This is a genomic window from Bacillus luti (assembly GCF_001884105.1).
Classification (GTDB): Bacteria; Bacillota; Bacilli; order Bacillales; family Bacillaceae_G; genus Bacillus_A; species Bacillus_A luti.
The window spans coordinates 15,591-39,364 of the sequence record NZ_MACI01000016.1 but is presented as its reverse complement, the minus strand read 5'-3'; the positions used below and the strand labels follow the sequence as shown (position 1 = coordinate 39,364).

The window sequence follows — 23,774 nt, the reverse complement described above, 5'->3', positions numbered from 1 at the left end:
GAAATCCGTTTTTTCCTTTTCTAACTGGGATTGTAATTTTTCTTTCTCTCTTGTCAACTTTTCTATGTTTTTGTTTTCCTTTTCCAGGGTAGAAATCGTTTCTTTCGCTTCTAATAATTGTCGATGTAAATCATTGACTTGTGCTTGCAGCTCTTCTTTTTTCACAATAATATCTTCATTTTCTTTTTTGTAATCCTGAAATTCCTTGTGTAAATCGTCCTTTTCCTTTTGTAATTTAGAGACAGTTACCCAACTATCTCTAACAGCAAGCTCTGTCGTTGTTAACTTTTCTTCTCTTTCTTCTATTATATTGTTCAATTCCTTTTTCTCATTCTCGTAGGTGTTTTGCTGGCTCTGTGAACTTACTTTAAAGGAAAGGACTAAATTTGAAATTGATTGGTACATTTGCTTTGTTAATTCATCAACCTTTTCAAGGTCCTTCTCATAATCTCCTGAAGCTTCTTTTAATGTTTCTTTTCTTAATAGATCCAGCGATACAGAAAGAAAATCGCTTTGCGTCATTCCTTTTTCAGCTAAGAATTCAGCAATTTCCTTATGTTTCTCCACTGAAGCCCTGTAACTTTTACCTGGCGTCTTCTTTTTTTCTTCTTTCACTTCAATGTTTTCAACATTTTCATCTACTTTTTCATTCGTCATGGTCCTCTCCTCCTTCTGTAATACAAACGTATTACACATAATATTTACTTTTATTGCTTTAATTATAACTTGTAATACATTTGTATTATAAGTTGATTTTCATAAAAAATTCTAACAAAAAACTAGATATAATCACGTTTTTGACTATAAAGAAGAAGTGTTTTGAGGGGGGATAAACATGGAAACTGATTTACTACAAAAACGTAACAAAATAATGTTGTATTTACTCCTAGTTGTGGCTATAACAAACGTTATTGTTTGTTTTGCTATAGGAAAACCTTTGATCCTTATGCTATCAATTTTAGGCAGTACCTTATTCGTTTGTTTAGTTATGTACATAGCAATGCGACAGGGGAAACATGTATTTGTTCCTTATTGGTATTCCTTCGGAATCAGCGGGATCGTACTTGTTTACAGTACAATAGACAAAAATAGCGGAAACACTTTATTTTTATTTATTACCATCATCATGACGGCAATTTTTTTGGATAAAAAAGTAAACATCTTCTCAACATTTCTTTCTATATTATTATTTTTGTACTTTTTCTTCTCGCTAAAATTATTTGGGGATCAATACGACCTTTTATTCTATTATTTGTTCTCATTCTTTTCGTTCGGGCTTGTTTTAAGTTATGTATCTCATTTTGTATCCGGTGTTCTAAAAGACCTTTTAACGGTGCGACAGACACTATTTGAACAACAAAAAGAATTGATTTCTATAAATCAATCATCAAGGAAAACGATTAATGAATTAAGGAAATTTTCTTCTACCCTAAAAAACAATGTAAAAATCATAAGTGATAAAAACCATGATTTTAACCAGAGCTTAGAAGAAATCGTACATAGTTTCGTTATACAGACAGATAATTTAGAACGAATTACATTAAATACAGCTAGTATACAGGAAGAATCTAATATTATTTTCAATCTTTCTAAAGAAGTGCACAGTAAAACGATTGAATGCTCAAAATCTATAACGGAATACACAAAAGAGACCGAAAAATTAGACGCAGCGATTGAAGATCTAAAAGAATTATTTAGTCAAAACGAGGAAGTAAACGATACATTAGTACAAAAATTAAACGATATAGAAAGTATTACAGATACACTAAATAAGATATCGAATCAAACGAAAATGTTGAGCTTAAACGCATCTATCGAAGCGGCAAGAGCCGGAGAGCATGGGAAAGGATTCACGATTGTTTCCAGCGAAATGAAGAAATTGAGTGAAATAAGTAATCTATTTACAAACAACATCCAACAGATTATTTTAGATATCAAAGAGCTTATTAGCAAGAACAATGACTTCTTTAAACACTCTTACGATTGTCTACATATCACAAATCAAAACAGTAATACAGTAAAACAGATATTTGATCTAGTAAGTACAAATAGCAAAGAAATGGAACAGGAGATTAAAAAAGTGTTTGAGCACACCTCTGTATTAAAAACAAACGTAGAAGATATAAATCATTCACTCGTGGAATTACAATCTGTAACAGAAGAACACGCTGTTTCCAACGAAGAAATTAAGAGTAATTTCGAAAATCATACTGAGCACGTTCAGAGAATTTATGAGGACTTCAACATTTTGAAAAGCCTTGTAGAAGAAGAGGTTCACGACTGATAATTATATAAAAGTTATATATTCATTATATAACTTTTATATAGTGGTAATCCTTACCGAAATAAAAAAACAGATGAATCAAAAGCATCTGTTTTTTCGTTGACAAACGGAAATTTACGGTTATAACTGTAATAACAAAGACCTCCCCAAATAGATCGGTTTTTGTTCATACCTTTTTTCCAGTCTTATAGAAAAGGTTTCGAATTCGTAAATTTTGTAGTACAAGAGGGGTGAAGGATTACAAAATTAGACGTGTCCTGTTTGACGGAACGGGAAAGATTTCGGATCGTTCGTTAAAAATCCTTTTCGAACTAATGTTGTCTAATCGCTCAGAGACAACAAAATCTCCTGAAAAATAATGATTTCTGTTAAGAATTGCTGAAGAGAAGACTATCAGTCTTCTTTTCTATTGAAATAACATATAGTTTTTTTACCGAAGGGAATTATTTTCAATTTTATAGATTGTCACTTTTATAAAGAGGATACTCTTTCCACTGGAGAGTATCCTCTTTTAGTTTTAAATCAGTTTCATAATCACATATGTAATTAGATTTGCAATAACTGTACCTGTAATTGTACAAGTTAAATTAATAAAAAACTTTTTCATGTGTATCACCAACTTTCAATTTATTTATGTATATTAGTAGATTACATATGAAAGTATTCGATTGAGGGTGGGGGAGTATGGTTCTATATAGGGGTATCGCCAGCATTTCTGAAAAAAAAACACGCTAAGATTATGCAAGATTTTATACAGTTTTTCGGCAAATCCAGTAACAAACAAGAAGCCTAAAACCGCACTATAATAGGAATGTATAAAAAATTGCATAGATTGATAGAACAAAAAAGGAGGTTCCCTTGTGAGAGTAGGGTTCCTCCTTTTTCCTTGCTACCGATAATGAGACGTTATGTTAACCTCACCTGTATAGAATATACAGTTAATTAAAAGTGAAAAGAGTAATTCTTATGTTCTTTGTTGGAGTTTGGAATGCCTAAAATAAAGAAATAGAGGTAGAGCAAAAGACAATCCCACTGTTACTGTTGCAATAATACATATCCACCAATATTTAATTTGGTATTTTTTTGTTTCGCTATATAAAAATACCCAAAATACTAAACAAGAAATAAAAAAGTCTGCGGCAAAGAAAGTAGATATACGATTAGAAAATAATTCTTGTGAAAAAAGAACGAGGTTAAAGCCATTTTCCATCAAAAACGGAATGAAATAAGAGTAGGGTACAACTGCCCCAATTATTGATAACAGTATATATATTTTTTTCACATATAATCCCCCTTAAATCAATTAATCACATAATTTATATTTATTTTAAAGGAAAAAATTGTATTTCGTAAGTCTATTTAAACATTTTAGGAACTAATTTTTATTCAAGATTTTTACTTCCGCTTTCGATAATTATGTAAATAAGCTGTCCATGTGGATAGCTTATTGTTTTTTTGCTTAGCGTACAAAATTCATGTTCATTGGAGATTTGATGATTCAGCAGGTAAAGAGTGGTCTGAATTTCAACGCGTTCGTAATGAAATTAGCGTATGTATTAAGAAATTTGCTGAGACAGGCGAATAATTAAATAAAACAAAAAGCCAATCTATACAGGGGATTGGCTTTTTGTTTTTACTATATATTAAAAAAATAATTGTTTGATAAGTTCAATGATGACTGGTGGTGTTGTAAATACAGGGATAATATTTTTAAAATTGCATTCAAAATATACTTCTGTATTTTCACCATTTTTCTTGTAGCGAATTCTTATCATAAAATGTAATCACCTCGATTGCTATAAAATGGTTGAATATCCCCTTTTGTTGATATTCTTCATATCTGTTTCCCCCATTTTTTCCTCGAATAGTAATTACTCACGATAGTTACATTATCTCAAAAATAAATGATACAAACAAGTGTTTCTATCAAAATATTTCATTAGATTCCAAATTTTATATGTTTTTTACCAGGAATGTACATATTCCTGTTTTTTTAGTGGACTAATATTATTTTATGAATATAATTAGATAGTTTTAACAAGAGGGAGGGGATTTTTCAGGTGAAAAAGGGATTTACACTGTTAGAAATACTAATTGTTATAACAATTATAGGATTGCTAATTTTAATATTTATCACAACGCTCGACAACCCAATTGGAGAAGCTGAAGTAAAGAAACAACAAGTTAATTCTACACTTTTGGAATCAGCAATTAAACAACATAAGCTAGAAAACGAATCGTTTCCTTTCGGGGACAAAATTAAAAAAGATGTTTCCGAAAACACAAAAAAAATAATCCAAAATTTATTGGATAACAATAATTCTAATGTTACCTACGATTCTATAAAAGACACGTTCTATACATTAGACACAAAGAAACTAAAAGACTATGTAAAAGGGAATTTTGGTGACATGGACCAATATTTCTCTTCAAGTTCGAAAGAATTGGAGGGCTTGGTGTTTACGTACGAAACACTACAATCCAAGGATCTATTTTACAGTGGTTCCTACACAATAACAGGAGAAACACCGGTTAAACCTCCTGTAACGGTAGATCCACCACCAGAAGAAAAGCCAGATCCACCAACAGCAACTGGTTGTAATTCTAATTGGTCCTCTGATTCTACAATCCAACTTCCAAAACAAGGCAGCGGAACACCAGAGGATCCATATTTAATAAGAACAATCGGAGAAGTACAAGGGATCAAATTAGATTTAGAAGCTTCTTTTAAACTAGGGAATAACATAGAAGGTTGTGTTACAAAAGATTGGAATAACGGAAGTGGCTTTGAACCAATTCAGAATTTCGACGGAACAATGGAAAAATCTGATTACAGTATAGATAACTTATATATTAACAGACCAAATGAGGATTACGTTGGAATGTTTGCAAATGCACATACCACCATAGACGAAAGCTTTTCATTACGTTTAAAAAGTCCAACCGTTACAGGGAAAAATTATGTTGGAGCGATAACAGGTAAACAAGATTCATTCCGAATTTATGATATTTCTGTAGAAAACGGCAATGTAATAGGACAAAAACATGTTGGAATTATATTTGGACATACACAAGATCAAATGTATAGATTTTCTGGGACAGGAACAGTAAAAGGAAAATATTATGTTGGGGGAATTACCGGATCTGGTCTAGACTCTATGTGGAAATATGGATATTTCCATGGAACAGTGGAAGGGGACACATATGTTGGAGGGCTTTCCGGTCAAGATGATGATTCTCCATTCCTAGACCATGTTTATGTTTCTTCTACAATAAAAGGGAAGAAATCGCAGCCGTTGATTGGTCTTATAAAAGGGCTTACTCCATATGTAAGAGCTTTTTACGATACAGATAAGACAAATTTAACATCCTCTATCGGAGAAGGACGTACCACAGAACAACTAAAAGATCGAATCACTTATGATTGGTGGAAGGAATTAGATACATACTTTAATATGCATCCAAACGTAAACGATGGATTTCCATATTTAAAATAAAAAAACAGATCTCAATTGATCTGTTTTTTTACACAAGATTATTTTTTTATAAGGATTTTGAGGGAACTTGAAATCAACATCCACGTGCTGTGGACCTTCTTTTTACACTTAATCGGACAAAAAAACAAGTTTTTCGCAAAAAAACAAAATTAATTTTTATTTTTTATGGAAACATGGATGAGTATCCATACATATAATAATATTGCTTCGAGAAACTTTTCATAAAATCTTTCATGCGTAAATCTAATTTGCCTCTATCTGATGTGGGGAGTCAGATGCGGGAACCCTAAAAAGAGTGATTATATCACTCTTTTTTCTTTGCATTCTTGTATTTCTGAGTATAGTTACGGAGATCCAAGAATGGGGGGGTTTTATGAAAAAACATATTGGTTCAAAAACATCCTTACAAGCCTTACAGGGATGTGATTCACATGCATTCTAATTACAAAATTAAAGAAATCATAATGAATTTCTTACTCATCGGTTCTATTATTTCTTCTTTATACTTTACAAATGAGATACATACGAACTTTATAAAAGAGTTATTTTCTGGGGATTTACAGCATGTTAAAACATTTGTTATTTTATTAGTTTCTCATTTAGTCATCGGCTTTTTCCTTATGTACAAGTTTTCCAATAATAGGCGAAAAGCTTTGGCAGATTCCAAATTATTAACTTACAAACAACTTATTCAAGAGCAAAAAGTACAACGTAACCACGTTTTTAATATAAGCACACAACGGGCTTTTAAGAAAAACCTGAGTGATCTCTATATCTCTCGTAACGTGCGTCTGACTTTAAAGAAATCTTTTGAACACATGTTGCTTTTAGGGGCGACCGGTTCAGGTAAATCAGCTTCTTTCTTTATACCAAACTTACAAAATCTAGATGAAGTGAGTTTTATTACAACGGACCCGAAGGGCGAATTATACAAAAAAACAAAATCAACCCTAGAGAAAAAAGGATACCAGGTATATCAAATCAATTTCGATCCTAAGGAAATCGAAGGGGAAGAATTATCGCCGACTGTCCATTACAACCTATTGGGGAACTGTTCCGACGCTGATGAAGTTAAGAACTTAGCAAAATCGATTACAGTTGGCATGAGTACCGGTAGTGATGACAAAACTTGGGGAGAATTGGCTCAAAAATTACTATTATGCTTCCTTTACGACGAATATTTCATGGGTGAGAAAAATATGGGCAATGTTATTAGAAAAATGGCAGAATTGCCTTTGGATGGCGATGCAATGGAAGAATATTTTTCAAAATCACATAAAAAAGCCTATTTCTCTTTTCAACAGTACAAAAAAACAGCTAGTTCCGAAGGTTATATTTCAAGCATTTATGCTCAACTACAGAAGAGTTTAGAGGTTTTCGAGTATGACATTGTAGAAGAAATAGGAAAAACAAGTGATTTTACACCTAGTCTCTTCCGAGAGAAAAAAACAGCTCTATTTGTATCTTACAAAGATGAAAAATCCAGCTTCTATGCAGCTTTCTTGTCTCCTTTTTATTCTCAACTTCTTTCAAAAATAAAAAATGATAAATCTGTGGATGAAGATCTAGGCAATGATTACGGTTTGCCGGTCATCTTCTTCATCGACGAAGCGGCAAATATCGGTCAAATTCAAGGACTTGATGGCTTCCTAGCGACAATTCGTTCTAAAAAAATGTCCGTAATCTTAGGTTTTCAAAGTTTTGGACAGATTCAAGCTGTTTACGGGCGAGAAAAGTACAATATTATTGTTGAAAATTGTAAAACGAAAACGATTTTTGGTGGTTCTGGCGGCGAAACAGCGGACTTCTTTTCAAAACTTTCTGGAGAAGAAGAATATCAAGCATTTTCAATTTCTTCCTCCAGTAACGATACCAGTATGAGCCAATCTATACAGAAAAAAGCTGTACTTTCTAACGACCAAATCAGACGTTTAAAATCTTATCAAGTCATTTGCGTTTCGGATAACTTAAAAACGTTCATAGACGATAAAAATTACTATTATCTAGATAAATTTCAATACTTTTTATTTAAACATCTTCCATTTTTCAACATTGATACTGTGGAGAAAATTATAAGAAAAGTGGGGAACCTTAAAACACGTAAAAAGAATAAAAAACAAGTTGAAGAATTAAAAGTTGAACACTTAACAAAAACAACCGAAAAGAAGATGGATTTCGTTTCTCAACGTGAAGAAAAGAAAGTAGAAAAAATTAACGAAATTCGAAGAATGCGAGAAGAACGTGAGAGCAAAAACCGAAGGTTTGAGTAACGTAATACATAAGTATTACAAACATTTTTCGCGTTACATACAAATTATTTTGACGCGTTATACATGTATTACAAAAGACACTTTCCAGTGTCTTTTTTTATGCAACTTCAAAATCTAATTCCAAGAATACTTCCGTAAAAGCTGTAAGATTAATCATCTTCTCGCTCAGATCTTCTATTTTATCTTTTAGATCTAAAACGACCGCAGCCATTTCTTTCGATTCCTCGTCTCCTTTTAGTTCAAATTGTAATTCGTAATCATCTAAAATATCATCTAATTCCACAGAAAATTCGGAAGCCAAATTTTCCGAAATCGTATCAATGATCTCCAAAGATTCCAGTAAATTAAAATCATTATTTTCGTCTTTCACTAGTTTAATATGTAAGCCTTTGAAACGATTTAATACTTCAACCATGTGCATACGAAAATCGTCCATTTCCTCCATGAACATATCTTCGATTTCTTCTTTTTCTTCCTCTGTAAAATGGCTAACATTAAAAGTTCTAAATTGAATTTGACGATACATATTAAATAATTGCTGTTGGTTCACATTAATTTTATTAACTTCAAAAAGAGCAATTTCTAATTGATTCATAATTTCATCTATCACATTACTCATTTTTCACAACCTCCCTTCCGCTTTTTCAAAGAGCTTTTTCACTCTTTCTTCGTATTTCATTTCTAATCTTTTTGTATTTGCATACTTCTGTGTATACGTTTGGTCTCCGAGATGGTCCTGGATCCCTTTTAATACGTCAGCCATCGCTTTCAGCTCTAACCCTTTTAACCCACTTAAACGTTGTTTTTTAGTTCTTCCTTTTTCGTCTACAATACTATTGATTTTCTTCTCCAGAGCCGAGAACTCTTGATCAAAAAAACTCACCAAAACGTTTTCCTGACAATCTGTAAATAAATACTTAAAAAATACCGTTTGCTTTGCGTATAATTTGCTCTTTATGTACAAGCGGATTGTTTCATTTTTAAACTTTTCCACTTCACCATCTTTTTCCGTAATACACAAACTTTCCATGAAAGAAGATTTCTGTATCAATTCGTGTTTTCTCTTTTGTTCCTCTTTCTCTTTGTTTTCCTTTTCAATTACATTCCTTTTCAAATTCAATTCATTTATTCTTTTATCAATACTTTCCAGTCGTTTATCACTCACTACAATTCACCCCTTTTCTAAAGTTTAAAAATTCCATTCATTGGAATTTTTATCATTATAAGTCAAATTTAAAATTAATCAATCATTTTTTTTTCATCATTTTTTCACCCCAGTTCATCATTTTTTTCTTTTCGGTTCGGAGCAAGGCGGAGAACAAAGACCCCCGGCATAGCCGCTATCCTAATAGCGCACAGATACATTTTCTACGAAAACGTTGTCCGCCCTGCCGGGGGCTGAACCCGAAAAATCTTTAAAACCTATGGTACTAATAGGGTGTGTTTTTTTTTTTGTTTAGACCGCCCGCCCCGTTTCCCCTTTTTTTCTTTATTTTTTACCATTTTCCAAATTTCGTGCTATCATTTCAAAAAATAATAAGTCGGATTTTTATAGGAAGGGGGTGAAAAACTGTGAAAGAGAAAATATTCCATACTCGTTTTAAAGTCTTTGGAAGAGCTGATAGTCATAAAGCGGTTCAGAAAGCGGCTTACCGCTCGGGTGAAAAATTACATGATGAAAGATATGGTAGAACTTATAACTACGTGAATAAAGGGAAGAAAGAACAAATTGAATCCACTATTTATTTACCCGAAGGTGCAAGCGAAAAATTTCTGGATCGACAATATCTATACAACAAAATAGAATCGTGTGAAACATGGGAAAAAACAGGACAACTTATGAAAGAAATTGAGTTTTCTCTTTACACAGAACTCACTCCTGAAGAGAATAAAGAACTCGTGGAAAAAGCGGCAAAAAGACTAACAGACAAAGGAATGATTGCAGATTGTTGTTTTCATAAATTACAAGGAGATAATCCTCATTGTCACATGATTCTAACGCTCCGAGATATCAAAGATGGAGATAGTTTCGGGAACAAAAATCGAGAGTGGGATGATTATCACAAGAGAACATTATCGAAGGAATTTCGTGCTCATTGGGAAGAACTTGTTAACGAAAAATTCAAAGAGAAAGGTCTTAACTTATTTGTTTCAAAGGAGAGTTTTAAAAAGCGCGGAATAGATCGTATTCCAACTCAGCATTTACCAGCTAATAAAACGAGCGAGAAGTATCAAAAGGTGAAAAAAAAGAACAAGGAAATCAAGAAACGAAACAATCATAGACAAGAAAAAAAAGAAGCAAAACGAGATTATAAAGTGCAAAAAGAAGCTCGCTCTATTGTGTTAGAAACAGAGCTTGTTTATCAAGCGGACCTAGTAGGAAGGGAGGTGAAAAGCACCATGGAACAGACAAACAAAAAGAAGCAATTGGAACCAATTGCATATGAAAACAGTCATTCTTATTACAATGATTCACAAGAACGAACAGCTGAGAAAAAACCGCCACGTCATGACCAAGATAAACAATATACTACTGGAGAAATGTACAAAGATGAAATCAAAGAGAATAAAAAGAACTTTGATAAACGTCGTGAAGATTTGAAACAGAACAAAGAAAAAACAAAATCAGCTCGTAAAGTTTATAAAGAAACAAAGGAAAAACATAAACGTAATATCACTTACAAAAAAGAAGATCGCGCGAACTTAAAAAATGATATCGATATGTACAAAGCGAAATTAAAAGGAACATCTATCTTATCTATTTCAGACTGGAAAGAACGTCGCCAATTAAAATCGAAGATTGCTCAAACGAAAGTTCTTGTGAAGAAGAAAAATATCGAAATCAAGCGCGAGAAAAACAAAATAAAACAAGCTAAAAGAACCTATACAAATCATTTAAAAGACAAAGTGAAACTGTATGCCAACAAAACAAAAGATTATATGAAAATGTTGAAAACACAAATGGAAATGGAAAAAGCCAAAGACCTAAAACAAGAGCTGAATAATGTTGTTTCTTTAAAAGAATTTAAGCAAGAGAAACAGCAAATCGAAATGAAAAATCCGAAGGATTTACAAATGGAGAAACAACGCAAAGAGGAACTAAAAAAGGAGAAAACAAACAAACGCAGCCGTTAATTATTTTAATCATTTCACCAAACAAAAAAGAGAGGATTATCCTCTCTTTTTATTTTTTATTCTTCATATAATTTCTAATTGCCATTTCAACAAACTTTGAATCACTAATTCCCATTTCTTCCGCTTCTTCTGAAATATTCATAGCGATTTCCTTTTCTAAATAATAAGATCTCAGAATACCATCCTTCTTCTTCTTAGCACCACGAGCCCAAGTTTTCTTTTTCTCCGGTTCTTCTGTTTTCTTTTGTTTTTCTTGCTTATTCATTTCTTTTACTTTTTCGACTGGACCTGATTTAAAACTTTCCTTTTCTTCTTTTTCTTGTCTCTTCTTTTCAGCATCGCCCATTTTACTCAATACACTCATACTTACACCCCTTTTCTTTTTTAAACAATAGACAATTCTTCAGCTAATTTTTTATATTGCTCTACAATTTTCCCTGCATTTCTATGTTGCTTAAACTGATCATAAGACAATTTATTTGATGTAAACTCAGCCATTTTTTCAGTTTGACTAATATACGTTTCCGCAAATTGATCAATTCCCACTTCTCTTAAAGCGCCCTGATTTGTTTCTAGTAAGCGTTCTGTAACACCAAAATTATTCATTTTAATTCTCGTATGGATAATTGTATAATCCAATTTCACACCAGCTTCTTGCAATTCCTTTACGATTTCAGCGGCGCGTCTAGCTCCGTGGAAGTCATTTCCATCGCTACTAGAGGGAATTACGACGAATGTACTCGCGCACAACGCCATTGTATTTAACCACGATTCGCTTGTAGGATGTGTATCCAATAATACATAATCGAAGATTTCTAAGAATGGTTCGATTTTATTCTTTAATACTTTGTCTTGTCCAATTCGATATGTATCAAATACCCAATCCTCAATTTTTTCTACTTTTTCATCTGAAGGAATGAACACGATGTTACCTTTTTCAACCGCAACCTCTTCAATTGTCTTTTCCCCGATAAACCACTCGTAGAATGTTCTTCCGGCGAATTCATATGGATCATAACCGAAATTTTTACTGATATTACCATTTTGACAAAGGTCTAATACTAACACTTTATGCCCTTGACTTGCTAATTCGTGTGCCAGGAATGTACAACTGGTTGTCTTACCAACTCCACCTTTTGTCGAGAAGAAACTGATTACTTTTTTCATATTATTATGCCCCCTTTTTTTATAAACAGCACCATATCACAACTATATAATCTTTATATAACTTTTATATAAAAATTATATAACGTTTTGTGATACTGTTTAGTAATTTATTTTGTGAATCAGAAATTCCTTTTTTTTATTTTTAATTTTTTCTGTTGTTATATCAACGTTTATCTATGAATCTATTATATAATTACTAAATAAATTTTATATAATTATTATATAACAAATTAACTTTACTTTGTACTCACAAAAACAAAAAATAAGAACTTTGACTAACTTTCCGTTTAATTTTTTTATACACACGGATAGTATTTTTTTAAGAAAATCACTAAAAAAAATCTCCATCCTTTCATGTATAAAAAAATGATTTTCGACTTTTGTCTCCTTCGCCGAACCGATATACGAAAAAGAAGATTTTTTCCTTCTCGGTTCGTGCTACTTATTGTAAGTCGAAAAACACTTTGTCTTTCATTAGAAGAAAAACCGTGGGGTCTTGTCCCCACACGTCGTGCCGAAACCTCAGCCGAAAAAAGAAGGGGAAGGACAAAGGATAAAAAAGAAAGAAAAGGAAAGAACAGAGAAAAAGACAGAAAAAAGAAGGTGCCACTCATAATGGATAACACCTTCAATCCCACGTATGAAGTTTTGCCTTTTTAATTAAATATTTTCCATTTTTATATTCATAGTCTAGTTGAATTTCGGCAATGTGATATAGAAATGCCAGCTGAAGACCCATGATAGCCGTTAGGCTATTTGTTTTTACCTCAAATCTGATTTGACTTCCTGTCACAAATTCGTTGAATAGATGATCTTCCTGAATGCCCTCTGAAAATGGAACTTCCCAGGATTCTGTCTGATATTTAGAAAAATAATTTATTTTTGCTGTGTAAGGTTTTATCTTGCTTTCCATATTTATATGAACGTGATCCTCTGGATTTTCTACGAAAACATGAGAATAGCCACACCCTTTAGTTTTCTCTAAAATATGAATCTCCCAAATGGAAACACCGGACCCACTCCCTTGATTCAGAAGTATAATTATTTCTTCCATTCCATCGTTATTTAAGTCTGTAAATAAGATTTCTGGGGGGAACGAGGGATGATTGTTATGGATCCAACCTGGTTTATACATCCATTCCCCTATATAGAGTTCTATATCTTCTATTATTCCCTTTTCTTCGTTCGGATATCCCCAAATCTGTGCATTTGCTTTTTTATTTTCCACTAGAAAAACATGATTTTGTTTTTTCGTTCGCATGTTTTATCTTCTCCCCTGTTCGATTTTCGTTTTAATTGTTTTTTCTGTTCGATTCGAAATTTGTTTTTTGAGGTTGTATTTCGCAGCCATTTGTTCGATGAAGAGCTCTATACTCGGGTATTGCATGATTGGAAGCTTAGATTGAATATCATATCGATAATCTGAGATAAGAAGAATATAAGGGTTTACCAATTTGTTTGGATTTTGCCATGGTTCCTGGAGAAGAATTTGAGAAGAATATAATTTTTCGTATAAATCTATTTTTGTTTGCATCACTTTTTTACTGTAATGTGTACGTTGCACTTCTATAAATAGCGGTATTCCCTTCCAAATCGTGAAAATATCGGGTTCAGCCATCAATTGACCGTACTTTGGTTCGATCGTAAATATCCGAGGTTCCTCGTATTCCCTTAAAGCCAGATACATATCAACAATTTTGAGAAAATGAGGGATTTTCATAGAGTCCTTTTTAATCCCGGAAGGTTTCGGAAAATATACGAATGGCTGAAAATCCGTAGAAACATCTATATATCCACGATCCCGTAATCTTTTTAGTACCGTATTACAGTTAGAGATTGGGTTCTTTAAATCTGAGAAAAACAGCTCTACCAACTGATCTCGGCTGGAACATCTTGCTTTTTCAAGAAATTCAATGATCTGTAGATCCCGCTTTTTCATTCACTAACACTCCTTCCATCATTTTTAAGATCTCTGCATTTTGGTCCATTTGTTTCTTCCTATTTTTCACTTGTTCCATTTGGATTAGTTTGGAATCTTCCTGTACTCCTTCTGTTTGTTGTTGTGCTTTAGTAACATTCAGTGGGGCTAGGATCTCTTTTGCACGTTGATCATCCAAGAACACTGTCTTCGCCCGACGAAGCTCTCCACCGACAGAAAACACGCACTCTCCAACGTTTTTAATGGATTCAGCCCCGCTACAATCCACGATCTTGGAATTTGTTGAATTTGATTGTTTAAGAGAAATCCTGTTTACTAGATTATTTTTGATTTTTCCTTTTAACACCGTAGAATCTGGACGTTGTGTACTAAGCAATAACAGGCACCCCAAAGACCTGCCCTTCGCCGCTACTCTCCCAACGAGTTCCATAGTATCTTCGTCGAGATCCTGGAATTCATCTATACATACCACTAATATTGGCATTTCTTTTCTAATGTGTTCCGGAAGCCTTAGAATAGAGGATACTTCGTATTCCATTTGAATATCCCCCCGGCGATCCATCTCCTTGTTTATTTTTTCTAAATGACGTTTTATTTGATTTTCTTCTACAGAAAACTCGACGACATGAGGAAGGTTCTTGAATAAGAAGAACTCCGTCCTTTTTAGATCAAAAAGAAATAATTTAACTTGTTCCGGAGTTTTAGAGAGTACCAATGTTGTTAAAATACTACGGACAGTAGAGCTTTTGCCCATTCCCGTTTGACCGGCAATTAAGGCATGAGGCGCCGGGTCGATGAGGTCGAACATTGTGTATCCCCCGTCCTCGAATCCTACCAAAATAGGAACCTTGTATTTATCCACTTGATCTTTATAAAGCTCATAATCATAAACGAACTTTTGTTTAAATGGATCTTTTGTATAGATTCTCATCGTGACGCCGCCAATTTCGTCAGCTTTGAAAAAAGTATGTTCTCCAAAGTACCGCTGAAATACAAAATGTTTGCTCATTAGTTTTTCTAATGGGATCGTTTTAGGAAGCCTGAAGACGACTTGTAAGTGATCATCTTTCTCCTGGACGTTGTGAATAAGAGGATACTGTATAAATTCTCGATCGTTCGCTTTTTTCTTTACACATACCTCGGCATCCAAAAAGCATCTTCTTAACATTTTTTTGAACTTCAACTTATACATCCACTCTTGAAATGCTTCGATTATCATACGAACAACACCACCATTGAATAAATTACCCAAGTGAACACCGCCACTTTTACAAAAGGGAATACCCTATTTAATATTTCTTCAAATTTAGCAAGTCTTTGATCTAACTTCGAATCTGGAAACAACTTCGAAACAGCAAACGCCGTTATTGGAATAAGAACGATTCCCCCCAAGATAAGAAATGGGATCATCGTATTGTGAAGCCCGGAATACATATCGAACATCGTTGGAATTGGAAGCAAACTATAAGAAACATTTTTACTAGTTTCATTGTTTCCTTTCTTCATGAATTCCCGAAATGGAATTGTTTCTCTTCGCCTTTTCATTTTCATAGTTTTTCCTCCATTGATTAATTTTCAGACAATTAATTTTTCATATAATTCCGATTTTTGGGTTTTCTCTCCTCTCTCCCCCCTGACCCCCTCACACCCCTCCACTCCCTCCGGTCGTAACATTCTTTAAATCCCTTTATATCAGTGGTTTAGCCGCACATTTTTTAGGTAATCCTATGAAGGTAATTGTTAGGTAAAAATCTGAGTTTTTACTAGTTTCTTTTTAGGTAGAGATGGGGTGTTGTTACCTATTTCCTACTTAAAAACTATCTTAGTTTAGTATATGCAGCAGCCCAGAATTTTATATGTTGTCCTACCAAGGAATTACTTAGAATTTACTTGGATAATTTTTAATCAGAAAGGGGAGAAAATGAATGATCGTTGACTATGTTGTATTTTTTCTTCTGTTAGGAAGCTCTTTTGTCTTTTATATCCTCCACAATCGCCGAGAACATGAGGAAACATCCTATATAGACCTGGAATATGTCAAGACAGAATCCCCGATAGAACGCGTCATGTTCCGTCTCCTTACGAATAATGGATTTTATCCCCAAACCCAAGTACGGTGCGGAAAATACCGGATTGATCTTGTAATCTTGGGGAAAATCGCCTTAGAATGTGATGGAAAGCAATGGCATTCTTCTCCAAAACAAAAACAGCACGATCGGAAAAAGGATAAGTTTTTGAAGGAAAATGGATATATTGTTTTAAGGTTTACTGGAAGAGATATTTACAGAAGACAGAAGTACATTCTTAAAAAGATACAAGATAACATTTCTTAAAACGTTAATACACTTAGGTTTCCCTGAAATGCGTTATATAATCATTATATAATTAATATATATTTTTTATATAATTAAAGAAATAAATGTAACGTGACAAACTATGGATATATATACTGTTTACGTGCCCTACAAATGCACAACAATAGAAAATAGTTCTTGATTAAGAATTGAGGAGCTTAATCAAAGAACTAGAAGAATCTCTCTTTTTCAAAGGGAGATTCTTCTAGTTCATTTTTTTAACTTTTCGTTTTATTTTCAAAGAGAAAGAAATATAATGATAAAGGAATATATTTCCTACAGAAAAAGAATTGGGAGGGGAAAGGAACAAATGAATATACAACAAACATACGGTGTACAAATTTGGAGGTTTATAAAAAAAACAGCTTCGGCTTATTCTTCTTTTCCAGAAAGCGAGATTGAACCGAAAACATATGCAATTACATTATTTGATAAAGACACAGATGATGGGAAAAATAGATATGGTCAAGTCTTCTTTGACACATTTGAATACATAAAAGAAATTACAGGAAAAGAATTAAAAATTGACTATACAGCCCGAACAGAATTTATAAAGTTCCCCCAGGTACACGATATTTGGATCTACTTCATAAATAGATTGGAAGACCTGGAAGAACAATCTGGAGAAGATAATATTGTACCGTTCCCACGCCAATAAAATGGCGTGTTTTTTTATTGTTCTATAACCTTTTCGTAACATTATTACCAGACTATTAATTAATTTTGTAAGGGTTATATTCGGTTTGTAACAAAATTCAATTCGGAAAGGTTTTGATTCAAATGAGGAAAATTTATCGATGTCCAGATTGTGGCGGGGCGGCTGAATGGGAGCGAGGACGTGGAAATGTAACAATGACCCATGTTTATGCTTACTGTACCGTGTGTCGAACATGGAAGTGGATTCCTAGGGAATAACAACGGAGACAAGGGATTCCCTCTGTCTTCGCTATGCCCTCGTAAAATAATCTTTTAACAACAAAATATAGAATAGTCAGTTTTTTACCAGTTCGATATGTTACAATAAAAGAAAACCAAATCATTATCCTCATTACAAAAGAGACTCAAATTTCGAGTCTCTTTTTGTTTATATTAGATTGTTCCTCCGTGTGCACCGTCGTAACCACTATGTAATTTCATAGGCGCCGGATAATCTCCATAAGCAACAGACTTATCATTTGTATTTGCTCCGATTGCTAAAAAACCGATAAGTCCTAATCCTAATACAATCAAACTTAATTTTTTCTTCATTACTTCAACGCCCCTTTTTCATTCTTTTTTTCTTTTGCCTTATGTTGCATGTGAAAATAATGGCTTGCTTTCACTGAATTTCCTTCTTTATAGAAACAAAGTGCCAGCTTCTCTGTATATTCCCTTGTGTACTCATGAAGTTCTTCTTTGTCGAAATATGCAATTCCTTCTAAAATTGCTTTTTCGATGTTTTCTGTAGCAATATTTAAGTTCATCTCTTTTAAAATATTGAAATGATGTTTGTATAATTCATCATTTTCGCTACAAATCTCCAATCCTTTGTTAACAAGTTCGGAGACCTTCTCTGTTTCTCCTGATTTGTGATGTTCCCTAGCTAATAATAAAATAGCCTTGTAATTATTCGGCATGCCTTCCACAACCTCTGAAAGATGTCTAATCGCAAGTGTAGAAAGATTTTGACTTGCATACAGCCAACCGAGGTTATTTCGAACACGTAAAATTAACTCCGTCGCATCTTGCTTTTGAAGGGTATCAATTGCAGCTGTGAAATATTCCTCGGATTCTTCGTATTGATCTAAATGTACACAAATACCACCTAATAGGTTTTTACACAGTCCAACATTGATTTCGTAACCTTGATGTTTTTCAAAAATATCTAAAGCCATGTTTCCAAATTTAATTACTTTAAGTGGTTTATACGTATAGTTATTAAATGCAGCAACTCTATAATAAAATTCCCCCAGTTCAATTTCGTCAGAAATGGTGTTTAATAATCGCTCCGCTTTTTCATACTGTTCTCGCGCTTCTACGAAGCTTGAAATTGATGTTCGGTGAATTCCTTTGAAAAAATGGTAATAAAACATAAGAAGGTTATTTTCAGGCGTATATAACGTTTCAATCTCTTCGAAACTATATTTGGTAATCCCTAATCCATTTGTTAACACTTTGTATCGGAATTCTAATAGAGAATAGTACAGTAATAAATTCTTATCGTCTTTCAATTCTTCTTTTCGTTCTTCGATTTCTTTTTTTAGAGTTATCGCTTCATCAGATTTTTGAGAAATCATCAAATGATACCAGTCGTTCATTAACTTAAACGTATTTTGATTCGTAAAAATGATCGTGTTCAATTGCTTCTCCTCCTTCTTGACTCTCTATTTGTCTAAATATTACCATATTTCTGTAAAATCTGTATTAGTTCCTTTGCGTTAAGTAAAATGATAAATAATTTACAGAATATTCAGTTTAATAAAAGGGATAAGATTCATATTGGATCTTATCCCTTTTACTTATGTTATTTTTTGTTTTGGTTATTTTTATAAGTAACCTGAGTCATATAAATCGCTGGCTTATCTTCGTATTGGTAATATCCATAGAAAACTATTTTGTCCCCTGTATCTGTTACAATATAACTTTCTTCGTCTTTAAAAAATCCTGGGAATTCCATCTTATATTTCCTTTGATTTTCCGGTCCCAATTTTTGTTCATAGACTTCAAAATGCCCAATACTCTGTCCGTTGGATTTCTCTACGGATTTATCTACAAAGAAGTATTTACCATTATCAGAAGCTACAACTTTACCATTTTTATCTGGTCTCAGCCTTTGACCCTGTGTATCATAGACATATTTTTTCTTATCAAAGTCGTAAATCTCATCACTTTCGAGCAGCGTTTTTTTATCTACATTAAAGTATCCGTGCAGCGCAGGAGAATCTTTTGTTCTGTCCAGTTTCATTATTTCTTTCCCATCTTTTTGAGACATTACAGTTATTTGATTTTCGTTTTCTTTATGAAAAATCAAGTTCCCTTTACTAGAACCAACAATAGAATTTTGTAATTTGTTAGAACCTAAAGACTCGTTAACACTTACAGAGCGAAGGTTATCTGTTTTGTCTTTAAATACAACATCTCCTTTATAATTTACAAATACATGTGTTACCTGGCTTTCTCCACTTTGCACTTCTATAGCCCCATAACCCATAGCGATAAATTCTCCACCTGACACGATAGATTCCACTTTAATCTCTTTATCTTTGGTCCATTTTCCATTCTCATACGTAGAAATATAAGGCTTTGCCTTTGAAGTAAAAAGAACTCCTAAATTATCACGTTCTGGAATGAAATAAACACTGTCTTCATCGTACTTATCCAGTTCCAAATTCGTAAAACTTTCTTTTCCCAATTGTTGTTCCACTTTTCCTATACGGAAGGGACTCTTCGGATCAACGATCCTTCCTCCACCTTCAATTTCCTCAGAATTCTCGCCTTCTGTTTTACTTTCTGTCTTTTTTGAATCCGTAGAGGTCGTTTTGTTTATAGATCTTTCTTCTGTCGTCCCTGTCTTGTTCTGGGAGGTTGTTTCTACCTTTTTATCTTCCCCACAGCCCACTAAAACAAGCGAAAATACAGACATGATCCCCAAAGATTTCATTTTCCAATTCATCTCATCATCCCTTTTTATCAATTTTAAATACCACGACCGGTTTATTTTATACGATTCAAAACTTAATTTCTATATTTTTGAAAATAAAACAAAATAAAACAAATCGAACAAATTTTGTTCGATTTTCGATTTCTTGTTCGATTTTAAATTTCATGTCTTAAACATTGATTTAACAGTCTTTTTCTTTGTACAAGTACATATATTTCTAGTAACGTAACATTAAACTGGAGGACTAGTCGATTTTCAGCGAATCTGAAAGAGCCTCGTCGATTTCTTGCCTTTTAAAAAACGAATCTTGTAATTCCTCGTCATTTTTTTGGATCTATACATAGGGAATCCCAAACGAGCTTCCCTACTATTCCCTAAGCCTCCCTTTTATTTTTGGGAGGTTTTTTGCTCTACTTTTAAATATAAGGCGTTTATTTGCCCTATATTCACGTTTTTATGAATCCACTAATGGTTTTATATTAAACTGGTTTTTTAACAGCCCAAATAGAACTGTATAGAAAAGAAAAATTGATTTTTTTTAATTTAATCTAGTAATTGGGTTTTTTAGGATATATACTACTTATACAAAACGAAATGATTCATTTATCATTCCAAATATAACCCTGTAATTTTAAAAAAAGGAGCATTAAAGGACAGTAGTGCTTTAATAAAACATACTTTCAACATTTAAAGTATGAGTTTCAAAAAAACAAACAGGGGAGGAATTGATATGAATCAATTCAAAACGCTTTTAAAAACAAAAATCACAAAAGACAAAGTGTTTCACATTCTCGAAAATGAAAATGAATACAACATTAAAATTGAAAAAGTACATACGATTAATGGGGTTGAAAGCGCCGAGGAGGTATTTGAGTGGACTCCAAGCAAATACCGAGTATTAAAGTTGACACTTGCTGGTGGGACAAGCTTGGCAGCCATCGGTTCTTGGATATCAAAATTATTTTAAGAAAGAGAGTGGAGAATTCCACTTTCTTTTTTTTGTCATTTTTACACTTGTGTTAAAATTATTAGTGTGTTAAATTAACACCATAAGTTATTTTAACACACGATAAGGAGCGATATTGATTATGACCGAAATTGAAAAGAATTCCCGACTGAACATGTACTTAAATCAAAATTTATTAGATAACTTGGATTTACTAAGTGAACAAACAAGTGTTAGTAAAAACGGATTAATTAATTTAGCAATTGCAAAGCTTCTGGTGGATTATAAAGTAGTGGATGGTCTTAATAAAAGCACTTCGCCAAAAAATATTTTAAAGAGCACTGAATATTGTGATGTACTAGCAAGAGGAAAGGTAACATCCTCTGATCACACTGATGTGATTGAAAGAATTTATGTAAAAGAAAAAAAACGTGACGAAATTCGCTTCGCTTATTACAAGCCAACAAAAAATAGTGAACGTCTTGTATTACGTCCTCTAGATATTACAGAAACAGAATTACTACAAGTGCTTATCGATGCAGTTGCAAACGATGTTTTTTCTGAAGACTTTAAAAGCAAGCTAAAAGGAATCCTATAAATTTGAACAATACGCTTTCATTATCGTTTTTTTAAGTTCTATAAAAATACGGTATACTAACAATAAAAAGAATAGGAGACGGAGAAATCATGATTAATTGGGACACAATTGATGCACGACATTTCGAAAAATTCATTTTCCATGTCCTAGGAAAACAAGGTTTTCGAAACCGAGAGTGGTTTGGAAGAGGTGGCGGGGACAAAGGGCGCGATGTCGTCGCAAAGTATTATGTAGAACTACCTTTCAACTTAGGCTTTGAACAAACCTGGATATTCCAATGTAAACGTGAGAAACGTATGCCACAACAATCAGAAGTATTCAATGAAATTGTCAAGGCAAAACAGCATCATCCTGACGGCTGGGTACTTGTCACTCCTCATAACCCTACAGCGAACTTCTATGATTTTTTACATAACATTGAACAAAGCATGGGATTCAAATTAATAGTATTTGCCTTAGCGGAATTAGAGGAAATTGTACGAGATCACAAGGAATTAAAACATGTCCTATTACACGGACATTTACCAGAAGAAGGAGAGGAATAAGATGTATAAATTAGAATATGACTTCGATAATCGTATTATTTATAAAGTCGAAAACGAAAACAAAGAAAAAATAGATTTCGAATATCCAAGCGAACCGATTGTATCCCCAAATGGACAGAATACAGTATTTATCGATCCCCTAGAATGGGAATGTTTCGGATCCCTATATATGTTTAATAATATTATTGGGGAATTCACTACACTGATCGAACCTGAAGGAAACTTTATTCCCAAGTTTGTAAAATGGATTAACCATGAAACTCTTGGAGTAATCATTGGATTTGGACACGGAACGGTAGCTATCGGAGGTAATTTCTTTACTTATAACTTAACAACTAAAGAAAAAACACCACTTACCAAACACGGTGCTGATGTACAATTTACAAGCTTCGATATCTTACCGGAAAATAAAGTTAAATGTAAAGGCATCAAATACACAGACGAAATACTAAGTCAATTCATCGAATTTGAAGAAGTAATTTCATTATAAAAAGAGACCAATATTGGTCTCTTTTTTACTTAATAGGTACTCTGTCTAAAATAAAGTACAAAAAATAAGAAAGTATCGAACCTTATTATAGGTCCAATACGCTCTTATTCCTATTATTCATCGTCAGACGGTGTCGGAGTGACACTATCTAAAGTACCATCTTCCGAAATCCAAGAAGTAGTTCCATCCTCGTGGTCATAACCACGAAATGTTTGTCCATCGGATTCATTTTCATAAACACGATCATAATCTTTAGGATCATTCATAATTTCACACCTCCTATCCAGAATAATAGGATAATTATACCATTAAGGAAAAAGAATTGTAATTTCTTTATATAACAATTTTCATTTTCTATCCATTTTTTCAGCTTCTTTTCTAATAGTACCTATCTTTTTATCACTTCTTGTATCTCTACCATCCGGATTTCTTATAGTCCCCGGTGGTAATCCATTTTTCTTTTCAAATGTCCCTACTGTACAATCACTTCTTGTTCTACGTGCCACAAATTTTCCTCCTCTACCAAACTTCTCTTATTATAGGATTCTTAATTTCCCCTGATTCGTCATAGGTTAAATTTAGTTTATTTAATACTACTCTTAATTCATCCAAACACTCATCCGATTTAGCAACTTCTATACCATTTTTATCCATTAATGCACTATTGATCTGTTCTATTTTGGGTACATTCCGGAGATCCTCACTTGCAGCATCTTTGTATGCTTGAATCACTATTTCCTCTAATAGTTTCAAAACAATTCCTCCTCTCGATAAGAAAAATAAACCATTAATTCAAATATACGGTGATATTAAAGGTGCGTAAAGTAGAAATGGACTACTAATCTATATAAACAAAAGGGTTTTCAGTTTCTTTACAAAAATAAATAAGAGAAAGTTTGACATTTTTGC

27 protein-coding genes and 1 pseudogene are annotated in these 23,774 nt (G+C 33.1%); 11 read left to right on the top strand and 17 right to left on the bottom strand.

The genetic code is table 11. The features are described 5' to 3' along the window. A partial coding sequence (locus tag BAQ48_RS04560; RefSeq protein WP_071710141.1) for a hypothetical protein occupies positions 1–657 on the bottom strand: 657 nt, incomplete at its 3' end. A 178-nt stretch (positions 658–835) separates the two neighbouring features. Here BAQ48_RS04560 and BAQ48_RS04555 point away from each other — a divergent pair. Beyond that, a complete protein-coding gene (locus BAQ48_RS04555; protein WP_242660442.1) occupies positions 836–2,284 on the top strand; it encodes a methyl-accepting chemotaxis protein in 1,449 nt (482 codons plus the stop codon). Between the two features lie 964 nt (positions 2,285–3,248). On the opposite strand, the gene BAQ48_RS04550 is transcribed toward BAQ48_RS04555, so the two are convergent. Next, positions 3,249–3,566: a DUF2834 domain-containing protein gene (locus BAQ48_RS04550; protein WP_071710140.1), complete on the bottom strand. Its 318-nt coding sequence runs from the start codon at positions 3,564–3,566 to the stop codon at positions 3,249–3,251. 150 nt (positions 3,567–3,716) lie between these two features. Here BAQ48_RS04550 and BAQ48_RS04545 point away from each other — a divergent pair. Then, a pseudogene (locus BAQ48_RS04545) lies at positions 3,717–3,869 on the top strand (arsenate reductase); the annotation flags it as partial. A 58-nt stretch (positions 3,870–3,927) separates the two neighbouring features. Here the strand turns inward: BAQ48_RS04545 and BAQ48_RS28375 are convergent. After that, a complete protein-coding gene (locus BAQ48_RS28375) occupies positions 3,928–4,059 on the bottom strand; it encodes a hypothetical protein (protein ID WP_255298278.1) in 132 nt (43 codons plus the stop codon). A gap of 285 nt (positions 4,060–4,344) precedes the next feature. Here BAQ48_RS28375 and BAQ48_RS04540 point away from each other — a divergent pair, with 285 nt between their 5' ends. Together BAQ48_RS04540 and BAQ48_RS04535 are read left to right on the top strand one after the other, a co-directional pair. Continuing rightward, entirely contained in the window at positions 4,345–5,781 is a 1,437-nt protein-coding gene (locus BAQ48_RS04540) for a prepilin-type N-terminal cleavage/methylation domain-containing protein (protein WP_071710139.1), read from the top strand. A gap of 386 nt (positions 5,782–6,167) precedes the next feature. Next, positions 6,168–8,051: a type IV secretory system conjugative DNA transfer family protein gene (locus BAQ48_RS04535; RefSeq protein WP_165613777.1), complete on the top strand. Its 1,884-nt coding sequence runs from the start codon at positions 6,168–6,170 to the stop codon at positions 8,049–8,051. 97 nt (positions 8,052–8,148) lie between these two features. Here the strand turns inward: BAQ48_RS04535 and BAQ48_RS04530 are convergent, their stop codons facing one another. Both BAQ48_RS04530 and BAQ48_RS04525 read right to left on the bottom strand, forming a co-directional pair. Next, on the bottom strand, positions 8,149–8,670 hold the full coding sequence (locus tag BAQ48_RS04530; RefSeq protein WP_071710137.1) for a hypothetical protein: 522 nt from the start codon (positions 8,668–8,670) through the stop codon (positions 8,149–8,151). Positions 8,671–8,673: 3 nt separating this feature from the next. After that, positions 8,674–9,216 (bottom strand): hypothetical protein, encoded by a 543-nt coding sequence (locus BAQ48_RS04525; protein WP_071710136.1) that lies wholly within the window; start codon positions 9,214–9,216, stop codon positions 8,674–8,676. Between the two features lie 407 nt (positions 9,217–9,623). On the opposite strand from BAQ48_RS04525, the gene BAQ48_RS04520 reads away from it, so the two are divergent. After that, positions 9,624–11,186, top strand: a complete 1,563-nt coding sequence (locus BAQ48_RS04520) for a MobA/MobL family protein (RefSeq protein WP_071710135.1) — start codon at positions 9,624–9,626, stop codon at positions 11,184–11,186. Positions 11,187–11,235: 49 nt separating this feature from the next. Here the strand turns inward: BAQ48_RS04520 and BAQ48_RS04515 are convergent, their stop codons facing one another. The 6 genes from BAQ48_RS04515 to BAQ48_RS04490 form a co-directional block, all read right to left on the bottom strand. After that, the gene (locus BAQ48_RS04515) at positions 11,236–11,550 is read right to left on the bottom strand and encodes a hypothetical protein (RefSeq protein WP_071710134.1); all 315 of its coding nucleotides are present in this window, start codon (positions 11,548–11,550) and stop codon (positions 11,236–11,238) included. A gap of 20 nt (positions 11,551–11,570) precedes the next feature. Continuing rightward, positions 11,571–12,353 carry a ParA family protein gene (locus BAQ48_RS04510; protein WP_071710133.1) on the bottom strand — a complete coding sequence of 261 codons (783 nt, stop codon included), beginning with the start codon at positions 12,351–12,353 and terminating at the stop codon, positions 11,571–11,573. A 628-nt stretch (positions 12,354–12,981) separates the two neighbouring features. Beyond that, complete coding sequence (locus tag BAQ48_RS04505; RefSeq protein ID WP_071710132.1) at positions 12,982–13,614, bottom strand: hypothetical protein; 633 nt, start codon at positions 13,612–13,614, stop codon at positions 12,982–12,984. A 3-nt stretch (positions 13,615–13,617) separates the two neighbouring features. Continuing rightward, a complete protein-coding gene (locus tag BAQ48_RS04500; protein WP_071710131.1) occupies positions 13,618–14,292 on the bottom strand; it encodes a replication-relaxation family protein in 675 nt (224 codons plus the stop codon). Continuing rightward, complete coding sequence (locus tag BAQ48_RS04495) at positions 14,264–15,511, bottom strand: FtsK/SpoIIIE domain-containing protein (RefSeq protein ID WP_242660441.1); 1,248 nt, start codon at positions 15,509–15,511, stop codon at positions 14,264–14,266. Before BAQ48_RS04495 ends, BAQ48_RS04500 begins: the two co-directional genes overlap by 29 nt. Then, positions 15,508–15,843 (bottom strand): hypothetical protein, encoded by a 336-nt coding sequence (locus BAQ48_RS04490; RefSeq protein WP_071710130.1) that lies wholly within the window; start codon positions 15,841–15,843, stop codon positions 15,508–15,510. The genes BAQ48_RS04495 and BAQ48_RS04490 overlap by 4 nt, the downstream gene beginning before the upstream one ends. Positions 15,844–16,217: 374 nt before the next feature. On the opposite strand from BAQ48_RS04490, the gene BAQ48_RS04485 reads away from it, so the two are divergent. Beyond that, on the top strand, positions 16,218–16,625 hold the full coding sequence (locus tag BAQ48_RS04485) for an endonuclease domain-containing protein (protein ID WP_071710129.1): 408 nt from the start codon (positions 16,218–16,220) through the stop codon (positions 16,623–16,625). Positions 16,626–16,956: 331 nt separating this feature from the next. Further along, complete coding sequence (locus tag BAQ48_RS04480; protein ID WP_071710128.1) at positions 16,957–17,304, top strand: hypothetical protein; 348 nt, start codon at positions 16,957–16,959, stop codon at positions 17,302–17,304. 431 nt (positions 17,305–17,735) lie between these two features. Here the strand turns inward: BAQ48_RS04480 and BAQ48_RS27450 are convergent, their stop codons facing one another. The 3 genes from BAQ48_RS27450 to BAQ48_RS04465 all read right to left on the bottom strand — a co-directional run bounded on the left by BAQ48_RS27450 (position 17,736) and on the right by BAQ48_RS04465 (position 20,298). Then, positions 17,736–17,894, bottom strand: a complete 159-nt coding sequence (locus tag BAQ48_RS27450; RefSeq protein WP_071710127.1) for a Phr family secreted Rap phosphatase inhibitor — start codon at positions 17,892–17,894, stop codon at positions 17,736–17,738. Then, positions 17,894–18,985, bottom strand: a complete 1,092-nt coding sequence (locus BAQ48_RS04470; RefSeq protein ID WP_071710126.1) for a response regulator aspartate phosphatase — start codon at positions 18,983–18,985, stop codon at positions 17,894–17,896. The genes BAQ48_RS27450 and BAQ48_RS04470 overlap by 1 nt, the downstream gene beginning before the upstream one ends. 164 nt (positions 18,986–19,149) lie before the next feature. Next, positions 19,150–20,298 carry a hypothetical protein gene (locus tag BAQ48_RS04465; protein ID WP_071710125.1) on the bottom strand — a complete coding sequence of 383 codons (1,149 nt, stop codon included), beginning with the start codon at positions 20,296–20,298 and terminating at the stop codon, positions 19,150–19,152. 718 nt (positions 20,299–21,016) lie between these two features. Here BAQ48_RS04465 and BAQ48_RS04460 point away from each other — a divergent pair. From BAQ48_RS04460 to BAQ48_RS04445, 4 genes are all read left to right on the top strand, one after another. Beyond that, complete coding sequence (locus BAQ48_RS04460; protein ID WP_001071319.1) at positions 21,017–21,253, top strand: hypothetical protein; 237 nt, start codon at positions 21,017–21,019, stop codon at positions 21,251–21,253. A 121-nt stretch (positions 21,254–21,374) separates the two neighbouring features. Then, positions 21,375–21,830: a hypothetical protein gene (locus BAQ48_RS04455; RefSeq protein WP_000134989.1), complete on the top strand. Its 456-nt coding sequence runs from the start codon at positions 21,375–21,377 to the stop codon at positions 21,828–21,830. Positions 21,831–21,919: 89 nt separating this feature from the next. After that, positions 21,920–22,375: a restriction endonuclease gene (locus BAQ48_RS04450; protein ID WP_071710124.1), complete on the top strand. Its 456-nt coding sequence runs from the start codon at positions 21,920–21,922 to the stop codon at positions 22,373–22,375. Between the two features lies 1 nt (position 22,376). Then, positions 22,377–22,865 carry a DUF4652 domain-containing protein gene (locus tag BAQ48_RS04445; RefSeq protein ID WP_242660440.1) on the top strand — a complete coding sequence of 163 codons (489 nt, stop codon included), beginning with the start codon at positions 22,377–22,379 and terminating at the stop codon, positions 22,863–22,865. A 113-nt stretch (positions 22,866–22,978) separates the two neighbouring features. On the opposite strand, the gene BAQ48_RS27840 is transcribed toward BAQ48_RS04445, so the two are convergent. From BAQ48_RS27840 to BAQ48_RS04440, 3 genes are all read right to left on the bottom strand, one after another. Further along, a complete protein-coding gene (locus tag BAQ48_RS27840; protein WP_165613776.1) occupies positions 22,979–23,131 on the bottom strand; it encodes a hypothetical protein in 153 nt (50 codons plus the stop codon). Positions 23,132–23,212: 81 nt separating this feature from the next. After that, positions 23,213–23,371 (bottom strand): hypothetical protein, encoded by a 159-nt coding sequence (locus tag BAQ48_RS27835; protein ID WP_165613775.1) that lies wholly within the window; start codon positions 23,369–23,371, stop codon positions 23,213–23,215. A gap of 13 nt (positions 23,372–23,384) precedes the next feature. Then, on the bottom strand, positions 23,385–23,618 hold the full coding sequence (locus BAQ48_RS04440) for a hypothetical protein (RefSeq protein ID WP_071710123.1): 234 nt from the start codon (positions 23,616–23,618) through the stop codon (positions 23,385–23,387). Positions 23,619–23,774 lie beyond the last annotated feature (156 nt).

Excerpts from the sequence above, each read along its gene's own strand:
- BAQ48_RS04455 (WP_000134989.1), top strand. The coding sequence starts at position 21,375 with ATGACCGAAATTGAAAAGAATTCCCGACTGAACATGTACTTAAATCAA.
- BAQ48_RS27450 (WP_071710127.1), bottom strand. The coding sequence starts at position 17,894 with ATGAAGAAAAAATTAAGTTTGATTGTATTAGGATTAGGACTTATCGGT.
- BAQ48_RS04515 (WP_071710134.1), bottom strand. The coding sequence starts at position 11,550 with ATGAGTGTATTGAGTAAAATGGGCGATGCTGAAAAGAAGAGACAAGAA.
- BAQ48_RS04460 (WP_001071319.1), top strand. The coding sequence starts at position 21,017 with ATGAATCAATTCAAAACGCTTTTAAAAACAAAAATCACAAAAGACAAA.
- BAQ48_RS04530 (WP_071710137.1), bottom strand. The coding sequence starts at position 8,670 with ATGAGTAATGTGATAGATGAAATTATGAATCAATTAGAAATTGCTCTT.
- BAQ48_RS04485 (WP_071710129.1), top strand. The coding sequence starts at position 16,218 with ATGATCGTTGACTATGTTGTATTTTTTCTTCTGTTAGGAAGCTCTTTT.
- BAQ48_RS04445 (WP_242660440.1), top strand. The coding sequence starts at position 22,377 with ATGTATAAATTAGAATATGACTTCGATAATCGTATTATTTATAAAGTC.
- BAQ48_RS27840 (WP_165613776.1), bottom strand. The coding sequence starts at position 23,131 with ATGAATGATCCTAAAGATTATGATCGTGTTTATGAAAATGAATCCGAT.
- BAQ48_RS28375 (WP_255298278.1), bottom strand. The coding sequence starts at position 4,059 with ATGATAAGAATTCGCTACAAGAAAAATGGTGAAAATACAGAAGTATAT.
- BAQ48_RS04500 (WP_071710131.1), bottom strand. The coding sequence starts at position 14,292 with ATGAAAAAGCGGGATCTACAGATCATTGAATTTCTTGAAAAAGCAAGA.
- BAQ48_RS04495 (WP_242660441.1), bottom strand. The coding sequence starts at position 15,511 with ATGATAATCGAAGCATTTCAAGAGTGGATGTATAAGTTGAAGTTCAAA.
- BAQ48_RS04510 (WP_071710133.1), bottom strand. The coding sequence starts at position 12,353 with ATGAAAAAAGTAATCAGTTTCTTCTCGACAAAAGGTGGAGTTGGTAAG.
- BAQ48_RS04480 (WP_071710128.1), top strand. The coding sequence starts at position 16,957 with ATGAATATACAACAAACATACGGTGTACAAATTTGGAGGTTTATAAAA.
- BAQ48_RS04505 (WP_071710132.1), bottom strand. The coding sequence starts at position 13,614 with ATGCGAACGAAAAAACAAAATCATGTTTTTCTAGTGGAAAATAAAAAA.
- BAQ48_RS04490 (WP_071710130.1), bottom strand. The coding sequence starts at position 15,843 with ATGAAAATGAAAAGGCGAAGAGAAACAATTCCATTTCGGGAATTCATG.
- BAQ48_RS04450 (WP_071710124.1), top strand. The coding sequence starts at position 21,920 with ATGATTAATTGGGACACAATTGATGCACGACATTTCGAAAAATTCATT.
- BAQ48_RS04465 (WP_071710125.1), bottom strand. The coding sequence starts at position 20,298 with ATGAATTGGAAAATGAAATCTTTGGGGATCATGTCTGTATTTTCGCTT.
- BAQ48_RS04555 (WP_242660442.1), top strand. The coding sequence starts at position 836 with ATGGAAACTGATTTACTACAAAAACGTAACAAAATAATGTTGTATTTA.